Here is a 13653-nt window from a genome sequence, read left to right on the forward strand (position 1 = left end):
TGACATTGTTCTGACGCTCATTCGATGACAGGCTGCACGCCAATTCCCCACACCGCAGCTGAGACCCAGTGAGATCCCCCCACAGGAGAAGGACACAGCCGTGCGCCTGCGCATACCGCTACCCACCCTCATGGCCGTCGCCGCCACCGCCGCAACGGCAGCCGCGCTGTTGCCGGTCCCCGCGTTCGCCGCGCCCGGCACGGCCACCGCCGCCAGGCCGGCCGGCCCCGCAGCGGCGGCGGCCGCGGCATCCTCCGCCCTGCCGAAGCCGTTCGGCCCGGTGGTCGCCGCCAGTTCCGACACCGTCGTCCCCACCGCGGCCCCGCTGCCGCCTGCCCTGCTCTCGCAGAGCGTGTTGGGCCAGCCCGCCGGAACGGCCGTGCAGACCACGCCGCGTCCGTTCACCCAGCAGCCGGCCCCGGCCAAGCCGGCCGCGGGCTCAGCCGCCGGCCGGTCCGCGGCCGCCGACGCGCAGACCTGTACCCCCGCCGACTTCGGCAGCCGCAGCGGTGCCGCCCTGGTCGCGTTCATCGAGAGCTCGACCACCGACTGCGTCAACACGCTGTTCAACGTCACCGGCACCGACGCGGGCAACATCTTCAAGCAGCAGCAGATGCTGACCGTCGCCCAGGCCTTCCAGAACCTCGCGAGCACCTACACCGGCGACGACTCCACCGGCATCTGGCAGCTGGTGCTCTTCCTGCGGGCCGGCTACTACGTGCAGTCCTACAACGCGGGCGCGGTCGGCACCTACGACGCCACCCTCGCCACCGCCACCCAGGCCGCCCTGGACACCTTCTTCGCGGGCCACCACTGGACCGACGTCACCGACGCCAACGGCAGCGTGCTCTACGACGTGCTGGTCCTCACGGACAGCGCCAACCTGCAGAGCAAGTACCTGAACATCTACAAGCAGGTGCTGAACGGCTACAACAGCTCCTACAACGCGTCCGCGAAGATGACGAACGCGGTCAACGCCGTGCTCTTCGCGCCGCTGTGGCGGGGCAACTACAACCCGGACTTCGTCAGCGCGGTCAGCGCGGACCCGGGCATCGTCAGCACCCTGAGCAGCTTCGCGCTCAACCACAAGGACCTGCTCAGCGGCCCGAACGCCCAGCTCGACTCCAATGCGGGCAACGACCTGGCCCGGATGGCCGGTGACAACGCCACCATCGAGGCCGTGGCCAAGCCGCTGGTGAAGGCGGTCCTGGACGCCGCCCCGATCCTCGGCCCCACCGGCGCGCTGTACGTGCACACCGCGTACCAGGCGGACGCCTACGACGCTGCCCAGTGCTCGTACTACAACACCTGCAACCTGCCGGCGAAGCTCAGCGCGACGGTCCTGTCGCACACGCTCACCTGCGACTACCGCACCATCGCGACCGAGTCCCTGTCGCCGGCCGACCTGGCCGCCGTCTGCGCGAGCCTGCGCGGCGAGGACGTCTTCTTCCACAACATGGTCAAGGACAACGGTCCGGTCCCCGGCCAGTACGACAAGAACGTCACGATGGCGGTCTTCTCCAACAACGCCGACTACCTGACGTACTCCTGGGCGATCTACGGCAACTCCACCAACAACGGTGGCGAGACCCTGATGGACGCGACGGACCCGAGCAACCAGGCCGTGTCGGTGATGTACCAGAAGTCGTGGAACGACGGGTTCACCGCCAACGTGTGGAACCTCAACCACGAGTACACGCACTACATGGACGGCATCTACGACATGAAGGGCAACTTCGGCACCCAGATCTCCGTCCCGGACATCTGGTGGATCGAAGGGGTCGCCGAGTACGAGTCCTACGCCTACCGCGGCACCACCGACACCCAGGCGATGACGGAGGCGGCCAAGCACACGTACAAGCTCAGCACGGTCTTCCAGAACACGTACGACAACTCGGACTCGACCCGGACCTACCCGTGGGGCTACCTCGCCGTCCGGTACATGTTCGAGAAGCACCCGGCCGACATCACCAACATGCTCGGCCACTTCCGCACCGGTGACTTCGCGGGCGCCTACGCGGTCTACAACAGCATCGGCACCGGCTACGACGCCGACTTCGACAACTGGCTCAACACCTGCGCCGCCGGCGCCTGCTACGCGGCCGGCCCGACGTCGCTCTTCAACCAGACGGTGAACGGCGCCACGGTCAGCCTGACCGACACGTCCGTCGAGACCGCCAGCTCCGCCAAGATCACCTCGTGGAACTGGACCTTCGGCGACGGCACCTCCTCCACCCAGCAGAACCCGAGCCACACCTACGCGGCCGCCGGCACCTACACCGTCGTCCTGACCGTGACCGACAGCAGCGGCAAGTCCGCCAGCACCCCGACCTCGGTCACCGTGACCAGCGGTGGCGTGGTCACCCTGCCGACCTGCACCGACGTGCGCACCGACGCGATGGGCCAGAACTGCTCCCGCGCCAACCGTGCCGAGACCGCCGGTAACACGGACTACATGTACGTCTACCTGCCGGCCGGCACCAGCACGCTGAAGGTCACCACCTCCGGCGGCACCGGTACCGAGTCCCTCTACTACAACCCGACCACCTGGGCGTCGCCGAGCGCCTTCACGGCCTCCTCCACCAACACCGGCACGGCCCAGAGCCTCACCGTCACCAACACCACGGCCGGCTACCGGTACATCAGCCTCTACGCCAACACCGCCTTCAGCGGTGTCACGGTCAGCACCCAGTTCTGAGTTCCGATCCTGTCCCACCCCGGGTAGCCACGGGCACGGCGGTACGCCGTCGCCCCGTGGCTGCCCGGGGCCGTTCTGCTGGGGATTTGCCCGTGACACCGAGCGGGAGTAGTGTTCCCTAGTCGCCCGACAGGGAGCACCGGACACGCATCGCGCGGACGGTCCCGGGGTGGCCAATCCTCTGAACCACCACCTCTCTTCTCCGCCGGGTCGCGTCTGCGCGCCTCTGCTCGAATTGTTGTGCGCGTTTATCGGGTTGCGGTCGGATTCGCTTTGCGAAGCGCGGTTCGACTAGAGTTTCGAAACGTCGGACAGGTCATCGCACCTGAATTCGACAAGCCTCCTGAAAGCCGGGAAGCGGGCCGGAAGCACCGGGGAGACCTGGTAGAGTCTGGATCGCCGAAAGGCCGAAGGAATAGCGGATCAGGTAAGCGAAACTCCGGAAAACGGAGCAGAGAACATCTGATACGCTGGAAACACGAAGTGCCGAACGAAACACTCGGAGAGCTTGCGAGAGCGGCTTGAAGACAGTGTCCGTTCCTTGAGAACTCAACAGCGTGCCAAAAGTCAACGCCAGATATGTTGACATCCCCGGCCTCGGTCTCTGATCGGGGTTGGAGATTCCTTTTGAAGTAAGACACAGCGAGGACGCAGTGCACGTGACCGCCCTATTCCGGTGGTTGTCGTGCCGCTCAACGCGGGTGTTCGGCCCGATTACGGGCAGACATTCACGGAGAGTTTGATCCTGGCTCAGGACGAACGCTGGCGGCGTGCTTAACACATGCAAGTCGAACGATGAAGCCTTCGGGTGGATTAGTGGCGAACGGGTGAGTAACACGTGGGAAATCTGCCCTGCACTCTGGGACAAGCCTTGGAAACGAGGTCTAATACCGGATATGACCTGTCCTCGCATGGGGGTGGGTGGAAAGCTCCGGCGGTGCAGGATGATCCCGCGGCCTATCAGCTTGTTGGTGGGGTAATGGCCTACCAAGGCGACGACGGGTAGCCGGCCTGAGAGGGCGACCGGCCACACTGGGACTGAGACACGGCCCAGACTCCTACGGGAGGCAGCAGTGGGGAATATTGCACAATGGGCGAAAGCCTGATGCAGCGACGCCGCGTGAGGGATGAAGGCCTTCGGGTCGTAAACCTCTTTCAGCAGGGAAGAAGCGCAAGTGACGGTACCTGCAGAAGAAGCACCGGCTAACTACGTGCCAGCAGCCGCGGTAATACGTAGGGTGCGAGCGTTGTCCGGAATTATTGGGCGTAAAGAGCTCGTAGGCGGCTTGTCACGTCGGATGTGAAAGCCCGGGGCTTAACCCCGGGTCTGCATTCGATACGGGCAGGCTAGAGTGTGGTAGGGGAGATCGGAATTCCTGGTGTAGCGGTGAAATGCGCAGATATCAGGAGGAACACCGGTGGCGAAGGCGGATCTCTGGGCCATTACTGACGCTGAGGAGCGAAAGCGTGGGGAGCGAACAGGATTAGATACCCTGGTAGTCCACGCCGTAAACGGTGGGAACTAGGTGTTGGCGACATTCCACGTCGTCGGTGCCGCAGCTAACGCATTAAGTTCCCCGCCTGGGGAGTACGGCCGCAAGGCTAAAACTCAAAGGAATTGACGGGGGCCCGCACAAGCAGCGGAGCATGTGGCTTAATTCGACGCAACGCGAAGAACCTTACCAAGGCTTGACATATACCGGAAACGGCCAGAGATGGTCGCCCCCTTGTGGTCGGTATACAGGTGGTGCATGGTTGTCGTCAGCTCGTGTCGTGAGATGTTGGGTTAAGTCCCGCAACGAGCGCAACCCTTGTTCTGTGTTGCCAGCATGCCTTTCGGGGTGATGGGGACTCACAGGAGACTGCCGGGGTCAACTCGGAGGAAGGTGGGGACGACGTCAAATCATCATGCCCCTTATGTCTTGGGCTGCACACGTGCTACAATGGTCGGTACAAAGGGCTGCGATGCCGCGAGGCGGAGCGAATCCCAAAAAGCCGGCCTCAGTTCGGATTGGGGTCTGCAACTCGACCCCATGAAGTTGGAGTTGCTAGTAATCGCAGATCAGCATGCTGCGGTGAATACGTTCCCGGGCCTTGTACACACCGCCCGTCACGTCACGAAAGTCGGTAACACCCGAAGCCGGTGGCCTAACCCGTAAGGGGAGGAGCCGTCGAAGGTGGGACCAGCGATTGGGACGAAGTCGTAACAAGGTAGCCGTACCGGAAGGTGCGGCTGGATCACCTCCTTTCTAAGGAGCACATAGCCAGACCTGGAGCGAATGTCCCGGGTTGGTTGCTCATGGGTGGAACGTTGACTATTCGGCACACACGGTTGGTTGTTACCAGTACTGCACTTCGGTGCGTGGAACGTTTCAGCGGGTCGGGTGTGTCGGGCACGTTGTTGGGTCCTGAGGGAACGGCCGTATGGCTGGTACCTCTGGAGCCGGTCCCACGGACATTGCCTTATTCTTGGGGTTGTGTAGGTGGGTGTCTGGTCGTTGTTTGAGAACTGCACAGTGGACGCGAGCATCTGTGGCCAAGTTTTTAAGGGCGCACGGTGGATGCCTTGGCACTAGGAACCGATGAAGGACGTGGGAGGCCACGATAGTCCCCGGGGAGCCGTCAACCAGGCTTTGATCCGGGGGTTTCCGAATGGGGAAACCCGGCAGTCGTCATGGGCTGTCACCCATACCTGAACACATAGGGTATGTGGAGGGAACGAGGGGAAGTGAAACATCTCAGTACCCTCAGGAAGAGAAAACAACCGTGATTCCGGGAGTAGTGGCGAGCGAAACCGGATGAGGCTAAACCGTATTGGTGTGATACCCGGCAGGGGTTGCCAATGCGGGGTCGTGGGAAAGTTCTTCAGTCGTCTGCCGGCGGCTGGGTGAGTCAGAAACCGTATGGGTAGTCGAAGGACATGCGAAAGGTCCGGCGTAGAGGGTAAGACCCCCGTAGACGAAATCTGTACGGCTCACTTGAGCTTCTCCCAAGTAGCACGGAGCCCGAGAAATTCCGTGTGAATCTGGCGGGACCACCCGCTAAGCCTAAATATTCCCTAGTGACCGATAGCGGATAGTACCGTGAGGGAATGGTGAAAAGTACCGCGGGAGCGGAGTGAAATAGTACCTGAAACCGTGTGCCTACAAGCCGTGGGAGCGTCGGACACCAGCTTGCTGTGTGTCTCGTGACTGCGTGCCTTTTGAAGAATGAGCCTGCGAGTTTGCGGTGTGTAGCGAGGTTAACCCGTGTGGGGTAGCCGTAGCGAAAGCGAGTCCGAATAGGGCGGTTGAGTTGCATGCCCAAGACCCGAAGCGGAGTGATCTAGCCATGGGCAGGTTGAAGCGGAGGTAAGACTTCGTGGAGGACCGAACCCACCAGGGTTGAAAACCTGGGGGATGACCTGTGGTTAGGGGTGAAAGGCCAATCAAACTCCGTGATAGCTGGTTCTCCCCGAAATGCATTTAGGTGCAGCGTCACGTGTTTCTTGCCGGAGGTAGAGCACTGGATAGGCGATGGGCCTCACCGGGTTACTGACCTTAGCCAAACTCCGAATGCCGGTAAGTGAGAGCGTGGCAGTGAGACTGTGGGGGATAAGCTCCATGGTCGAGAGGGAAACAGCCCAGAACACCGACTAAGGTCCCTAAGCGTGTGCTAAGTGGGAAAGGATGTGGAGTCGCACAGACAACCAGGAGGTTGGCTTAGAAGCAGCCATCCTTGAAAGAGTGCGTAATAGCTCACTGGTCAAGTGATTCCGCGCCGACAATGTAGCGGGGCTCAAGCACACCACCGAAGTCGTGTCATTGCAGCATGAAGGGCCAACGCCTGCTGTGATGGGTAGGGGAGCGTCGTGTGCCGGGTGAAGCAGCGGAGGAATCCAGTTGTGGACGGTTCACGAGTGAGAATGCAGGCATGAGTAGCGATACAAGAGTGGGAAACTCTTGCGCCGATTGACCAAGGGTTCCTGGGTCAAGCTGATCTGCCCAGGGTAAGTCGGGACCTAAGGCGAGGCCGACAGGCGTAGTCGATGGACAACGGGTTGATATTCCCGTACCCGCTTTGAAGCGCCAACGTCGAACCTCTGAATGCTAAAGCCGCGAAGCCGGCCTGGAGTCTTCGGACGAAGGGACGTGGTGGAGCCGCTGACCCAACAGGGTAGTAGGTGAGCGATGGGGTGACGCAGGAAGGTAGTCCAGCCGGGCGGTGGTTGTCCCGGGGTAAGGGTGTAGGCCGAGTGATAGGCAAATCCGTCACTCATTGAGGCTGAGACCTGATGCCGAGCCGATTGTGGTGAAGTGGATGATCCTATGCTGTCGAGAAAAGCCTCTAGCGAGTTTCATGGCGGCCCGTACCCCAAACCGACTCAGGTGGTCAGGTAGAGAATACCGAGGCGTTCGGGTGAACTATGGTTAAGGAACTCGGCAAAATGCCCCCGTAACTTCGGGAGAAGGGGGGCCACACCTGGTGATGGAATTTACTTCCTGAGCTGGGGGTGGCCGCAGAGACCAGCGAGAAGCGACTGTTTACTAAAAACACAGGTCCGTGCGAAGCCGTAAGGCGATGTATACGGACTGACGCCTGCCCGGTGCTGGAACGTTAAGGGGACCGGTTAGTCATAGTTTCGACTAGGCGAAGCTGAGAACTTAAGCGCCAGTAAACGGCGGTGGTAACTATAACCATCCTAAGGTAGCGAAATTCCTTGTCGGGTAAGTTCCGACCTGCACGAATGGCGTAACGACTTCTCGACTGTCTCAACCATAGGCCCGGTGAAATTGCATTACGAGTAAAGATGCTCGTTTCGCGCAGCAGGACGGAAAGACCCCGGGACCTTTACTATAGCTTGATATTGGTGTTCGGTTCGGCTTGTGTAGGATAGGTGGGAGACTGTGAAGCGGCAACGCCAGTTGTCGTGGAGTCGACGTTGAAATACCACTCTGGTCGTGCTGGATGTCTAACCTAGGTCCGTGATCCGGATCAGGGACAGTGTCTGGTGGGTAGTTTAACTGGGGCGGTTGCCTCCTAAAGAGTAACGGAGGCGCCCAAAGGTTCCCTCAGCCTGGTTGGCAATCAGGTGTTGAGTGTAAGTGCACAAGGGAGCTTGACTGTGAGACCGACGGGTCGAGCAGGTGCGAAAGCAGGGACTAGTGATCCGGCGGTGGCTTGTGGAAGCGCCGTCGCTCAACGGATAAAAGGTACCCCGGGGATAACAGGCTGATCTTCCCCAAGAGTCCATATCGACGGGATGGTTTGGCACCTCGATGTCGGCTCGTCGCATCCTGGGGCTGGAGTAGGTCCCAAGGGTTGGGCTGTTCGCCCATTAAAGCGGTACGCGAGCTGGGTTTAGAACGTCGTGAGACAGTTCGGTCCCTATCCGCTGTGCGCGTAGGAATATTGAGAAGGGCTGTCCCTAGTACGAGAGGACCGGGACGGACGAACCTCTGGTGTGCCAGTTGTCCTGCCAAGGGCATGGCTGGTTGGCTACGTTCGGGAGGGATAACCGCTGAAAGCATCTAAGCGGGAAGCCTGCTTCGAGATGAGTATTCCCACCTCCTTGAGAGGGTAAGGCTCCCAGTAGACGACTGGGTTGATAGGCCGGATGTGGAAGCCCAGTAATGGGTGGAGCTGACCGGTACTAATAGGCCGAGGGCTTGTCCTCAGTTGCTCGCGTCCACTGTGTTGTTCTGAAACAACGACCCCATCCCGTGGCCATGGGGTGGTGCGGTTGACAGTTTCATAGTGTTTCGGTGGTCATAGCGTGAGGGAAACGCCCGGTTACATTCCGAACCCGGAAGCTAAGCCTCACAGCGCCGATGGTACTGCAGGGGGGACCCTGTGGGAGAGTAGGACGCCGCCGAACAATCATTCCAGATAACCCCCATCCGAGAAATCGGATGGGGGTTATCTGCGTTTCCGGGCCATCCGGAGCACCTTTCCCGGGCACCCGAACCCGTCCCGTCCGTGCTGCTGGGGGACCTCAGCGGTCGGCCTGCCGTAAGTCCTGAACGTCTGTCCGAGTAGGATCCCCGTGGTTCGAGATGGCGGACGGCACCGCCGTCCGGCAGATCCGGACCGCGGCGGCTCCGTCAGCCAACGGTCGCGCCCGCCGGCAGCTGAGATCCAGGGGTTGATCAACGAATGGCACGTCCATCCCTTACCCGCGTCCACCGGGTCCTGCTCGGCCTGGTGGCGGCCGGAGCCAGCCTGATCTCCGGGATCGGCTTCGCGGGTTCGTACTCGGCGGTGCGTGAGCTCGCACTGCACAAGGGGTTCGGGAACTTCTCGTACGCCTTCCCCATCGGTGTGGACGCGGGCATCGTCGTGCTGCTCGCGCTGGACCTGGTGCTGACCTGGCTTCGCATACCCTTCCCGTTGCTCCGGCAGACTGCGTGGCTGCTGACGGTGGCCACGATCGCCTTCAACGCCGCGGCGTCCTGGGGCGACCCGTTGGGTATGGGGATGCACGCGGTCATCCCGGTGCTGTTCGTCGTGGTGGTCGAGGCCTCACGGCATGCCGTCGGCCGGATCGCGGCGATCACCGCCGATCGGCACATGGAATCCGTCCGGTTGATGCGGTGGTCCTCTCGCCCGTCCCGACCTTCCGGCTCTGGCGGCGGATGAAGCTCTGGGAGCTGCGTTCCTACGACGAGGTCGTCCGGCTGGAGCAGAACCGGCTGGTGTATCGGGCGCAGCTGCGCTTCCGCTACGGGCGGGGCTGGCGGCGGACGGCACCGATCCAGGCGCTGCTGCCGCTCAAGCTGGCCAAGTACGGGGTTCCGCTGGACATCACCGTGCTCGACCGACTCGACGGGCCTGCCGTCCCGGAGACTCCGGCTGCGGGCGCCCTGACTGCTGCGGTTCCAACTGCGGCGCAGGCCGTGGCTCCGGCGGCGCCGGCGCGACGACCTCCGAGGTGCCCGCGGTGTCCCCGGCGGTCGCCGGTCCGTTGCTCACCAAGCTGGCTGCCGCTCGCTGGCGCGACGTGCCCCAGAACGGAGGCGGGGAACCGACGCTGAACACCGGTCAGGCGGCGGGGGCAGGTCCGTGAGCCGCAGTCGGCCCGGGTCCAGCCGGCTCGCGTCCAGCAGGGACGTCTGGCGAGGCCGGACGGCCGCGCCGCGTGCCGCCGCACCCGCCGCCGCACCCCCGCGCAGGCGGGCCCGGTGGTCAACGTCGCGCACCCGGCCGGTCAGGGGTCCCCTGGTTCAGGACACCGAGGGTCGCGCGTCCGCACCCGCCGCACCGCAGGCCGTGCGTCCGCAGCCGGAGCAGCCGCCGAGCAGAACGAGCCGCTGACCGACGACCACATCCGTCAGCCGGCGCGGTCCGAGGCCGAACCGAGTGTCTTCGACCCGCGTGCCTCGGTGCCCAGGGCGACGGGCGAATCGCAGCGGCAGAGTGCTGCAACTGCGCCCGCGGGTAACGGTGTTGCCGGCGCCGTCGCGGTCGCTGTCGAGGAGGACGAGCTGTTCGCCGCCCAGGGCCCGGAGTTGACGGTCGACCTGTGCGTCGAGGCGCTGATCGCCTACCAGGACGCCCACGGTCACGACCCCGACCAGGAGGCGCTGGCCCGCTACCTCTTCACCCAGTACGGCGTTTCGGGCCGTGACCCGGAGAGCCCGATCGGCGCGACCAGATGCGCAGGCTCTGGCCGGAGCTGCACGCCCGCTACAGCAGCCTCGGCCGCGAGTAGCCGTCCCGGCCGCGAGTGGCGGCCACCCCACGACGTCCCCGCAGCTCGGGGTCGGACCAGCCTGTGGATCACCGTGGCCTCGCCCACCGGTCCGCAGGCTGGTCTGCCATTGACGCCCGGTGGCGCCCGGAGCTACCTTCACATCAACAAATTGTTGAATGCCGTCAGTGTGGAGGAACCCGGATGTCCCAGGTCGAGGTGGACGGCGGCGCTGCCGCAGCGGAGGGCCTGACGTTCTCAGTGCCGCACGGGCGGGCGTCGACGCGCTGCTCGGCCCGGTCGACGCCGAGCTGGCCCGCCGCTACCCGGGTGACTCGGGCAGCCGGCAGCCGGTCCACACGGTGTACGTCCCGGCCGACGCCTTCGCCGCCGACACCGTGGACACCTGGGGCCGGCAGGCCCTGGAGGCGCTGGACACCACGCCGGCACGCCCACCGAGCTGGCCGAGGCCCTGGGCGTCCCCGCCGACGACCTGATCACCGAGGTGCACGCCCGGGTCCGGGCCAAGCTGGTGCGCGAGCCGATCGAGGACCTGCGGATCGACTTCGAGGACGGCTACGGCCCGCGCCCCGACGCCGAGGAGGACGCCGAGGCGGTCCGTACCGCGCGTCTGGTGGCGGCGGCCGTCGCCGACGGCAGCGCGCCGCCGTACATCGGTATCCGGATCAAGTGCATGGAGGCGGCGGTCCGCGACCGCGGCATCCGCACGCTGGAGCTCTTCCTCGCCACCCTCCTCGAAGGCGGCCGCGCGCTGCCCGAGGGTTTTGGTGCTGACTCTCCCGAAGGTCACCTACCCGAGCAGGTCACCGCCCTGGTCCGGCTCCTGGAGGACTTCGAGCAGCGCGCCGGCCTCCCCGCGAAGCGGATCGGCTTCGAGATCCAGATCGAGACCACCCAGGCCATCCTGGGCGCCGACGGCCGGGCCACCGTCGCGCTCATGATCGACGCCGCCGAGGGCCGGGCCACCGGCCTGCACTACGGGACCTTCGACTACAGCGCCTCCTGCGGTGAGCGCGGCCTACCAGAGCATGGAACACCCGGTCGCCGACCACGCCAAGGCCGTGATGCAGGTGGCCGCGGCCGGGACCGGCGTGCGGCTGTCCGACGGCTCGACCAACGTGATCCCGACCGGCCGACCGAGCAGTCTTCGCCGCCTGGAACCTGCACCACGCTTGGTGCGACGCTCGCTCGCCCGCGCCTACTACCAGGGCTGGGACATGCACCCTGCCCATCTGCCCACCCGGTACGCGGCGGTCTACGCGTTCTACCGCGAGGGGCTGGCCGCCGCGTCGGCCCGGCTGGCGGCGTACGTGGCCAAGGCCGGCGGCGACGTGATGGACGAGCCGGCCACCGCCAAGGCGCTCTCCGGCTACCTCCTGCGCGGCCTGGACTGCGGCGCGGTGGACCTCGCCGAGGTCACCGCTCTCACCGGCCTCGACCGCCGACAGCTGGACGCGCTCTCCGGTCGCTGATCCCGGCGGCTCCCAGCTGATCCCGGCGGCTCCCACCCGATCCGGCCGGGCGATCGCGGGAGACCCCGGGTGGATAGGCTGGCGGAACGCCCTCCGCCCCTCCCACCCGGGAGACCCGCCCGCCCATGTCGCAGCCAGCCCGAAGCCCTACCTGACCATCCGGGGGGGACGGCAGCCACGAGATCGAGGTGAAGCGATCGCGCTTCATCTGCCATCTCGCGCGGGTCGGCGACGAGGAGCAGGCGCAGGAGTTCATCGCCGGCGTCCGCAAGCGCTACTGGGACGCCCGGCACAACTGCACCGCCTTCGTCGTCGGTGAGGACCACCGCCGCGAGCGGTCCAGCGACGACGGCGAACCCGGCGGAACCGCCGGTGTCCCGATGCTGGAGGTCCTGCGCCGGCGCGGGCTCACCGACACCGTGGCCGTGGTCACCCGCTATTTCGGCGGCGTCCTGCTCGGCGCGGGCGGTCTGGTGCGCGCGTACGGCGGCGCCGTCTCGGCGGCGGTCGACGCGGTGGGCACGGTCGAGCGGCGCCCGGTCGCGCTCCTGGTGGTCGCCGCCGACCACACCAGGGCGGGGAGGCTGGAGAACGACCTGCGGGCGGCCGGCCACGCGGTGCGTGACTGCGGTACGAGGCCGCGGGCGTCCGGATCGAGGTGGGAATCCCGGAGACCGGTCTGGCGGCCTTCCACACCTGGCTCGCCGAGGCCAGCGGAGGCTCCGCGGTGGCGGTCCCGTCCGGCTACACGTTCCTTGAAGTCCCGCTGACCGGCTGATCGGAAGGCGTTTCGTCCGGTTACCGGGGCGGATTGCCGAGTCCGTGGGAATGGCCGCGCGAAAGGCGTACGAAAGGCGTACGGAAGTCATCGGACAGGGGTTGCTGCCGGAGTGAACAAATCGGATGCGCTTTCGGCCAAAGCGTGTGGATTCGGTTTCGGTGGGCACAGGTCGTCAGTAACCTGAAACGATCGTCGAGTTCAGGAGCAGATCCCCAGATGGCCGTGATTCGTACCGTCACGATCGAGCCGGGCGAGAACATCCGGCTGGCACTATCACCCGGCCCGGGTGCAGGCGGTGGTCCTTTCCGGGACGCTGACCCGAATACTGGCGGACGGCGCCGTGGAGATCACCAGGCCGGGCCAGGCGCTGATCGAGCTGCCGGGGCGGAGCACGTGCACATCGGCTACAACCACGGGGCTGACCGGGTGGTGATCCTTGCCAACTACCAGGCCTCCGAGGGCTGTCTGCTCGCCGTGCCGGCCATGCCCCCGGCCAGGGTGCCCCCGACCAGGGTCGGACGGCCCGATGACGTGGATCTGGTGGGACCGACCGGGAAGGTCTAGCGGTTCTGCGCAGTGAGAAGCAGTGAGAAGCAGTGAGAAGCAGGTGAGAAGACGTCCCTGTGACGTTCGAACGAATTGACGGTGCCCGGAGCTGGAACTTCAGCTCCGGGCACACGCGTTCTTCAGCACAGGACCCAGGTCGGCAGCCGCCGACCGGGAGCCGGACACCACCCGTCGATGGAGGACCGTCAGACCCCACCAGCGCACCACGGAGGTACCGCCCATGACCACCGACCGCTTCGCGCCACCCATCTCCCATCCGGCCGCCGCCCCCGATCCCGGACGGGCCGCGGCCCCGGCCACGCCACGCCGTACCGGATGACGGTCACGACCCGTCAGTCCCCTGCGGATGTGGTCGCCCTGGCCGACCAGTGCCTGTCCCCTGGTTGAAGCACGAGGGCTACGACGAGCCACCACCCGCCCCGACCCCACCGCCGGACCGTCCCGA

3 protein-coding genes, 3 rRNA genes and 3 pseudogenes are annotated in these 13653 nt (G+C 64.9%); 7 read left to right on the plus strand and 2 right to left on the minus strand.

The window, feature by feature from the left end; genetic code table 11:
• Positions 1 to 100: 100 nt before the first annotated feature.
• The 5 genes and pseudogenes from BS80_RS07865 to BS80_RS07885 form a co-directional block, all read left to right on the plus strand.
• Positions 101 to 2698 carry a collagenase gene (locus tag BS80_RS07865; protein ID WP_035794621.1) on the plus strand — a complete coding sequence of 866 codons (2598 nt, stop codon included), beginning with the start codon at positions 101 to 103 and terminating at the stop codon, positions 2696 to 2698.
• 727 nt (positions 2699 to 3425) lie between these two features.
• Positions 3426 to 4947, plus strand: a 16S ribosomal RNA gene (locus BS80_RS07870).
• A gap of 285 nt (positions 4948 to 5232) precedes the next feature.
• A 23S ribosomal RNA gene (locus BS80_RS07875) occupies positions 5233 to 8354 on the plus strand.
• Between the two features lie 84 nt (positions 8355 to 8438).
• Positions 8439 to 8555 (plus strand): 5S ribosomal RNA (rrf, locus tag BS80_RS07880).
• The 16S, 23S and 5S rRNA genes sit together here, the layout of an rRNA operon.
• Before the next feature lie 278 nt (positions 8556 to 8833).
• Positions 8834 to 9651, plus strand: a pseudogene (locus tag BS80_RS07885) (DUF2637 domain-containing protein); the annotation flags it as partial.
• 249 nt (positions 9652 to 9900) lie between these two features.
• On the opposite strand, the gene BS80_RS40430 reads toward BS80_RS07885, so the two are convergent.
• A complete protein-coding gene (locus tag BS80_RS40430; protein ID WP_157536023.1) occupies positions 9901 to 10242 on the minus strand; it encodes a hypothetical protein in 342 nt (113 codons plus the stop codon).
• 304 nt (positions 10243 to 10546) lie between these two features.
• On the opposite strand from BS80_RS40430, the pseudogene BS80_RS07895 reads away from it, so the two are divergent.
• Both BS80_RS07895 and BS80_RS07900 read left to right on the plus strand, forming a co-directional pair.
• Positions 10547 to 11860, plus strand: a pseudogene (locus tag BS80_RS07895) (DUF6986 family protein).
• Between the two features lie 182 nt (positions 11861 to 12042).
• Positions 12043 to 12638 (plus strand): annotated as a pseudogene (locus BS80_RS07900) (YigZ family protein).
• Between the two features lie 276 nt (positions 12639 to 12914).
• Here the strand turns inward: BS80_RS07900 and BS80_RS41675 are convergent.
• Positions 12915 to 13055, minus strand: coding sequence for a hypothetical protein (locus tag BS80_RS41675; protein WP_198045460.1), 141 nt, complete (start codon positions 13053 to 13055; stop codon positions 12915 to 12917).
• Positions 13056 to 13653: the final 598 nt, after the last annotated feature.

This window comes from Kitasatospora mediocidica KCTC 9733 (genome assembly GCF_000744225.1).
Classification (GTDB): Bacteria; Actinomycetota; Actinomycetes; order Streptomycetales; family Streptomycetaceae; genus Kitasatospora; species Kitasatospora mediocidica.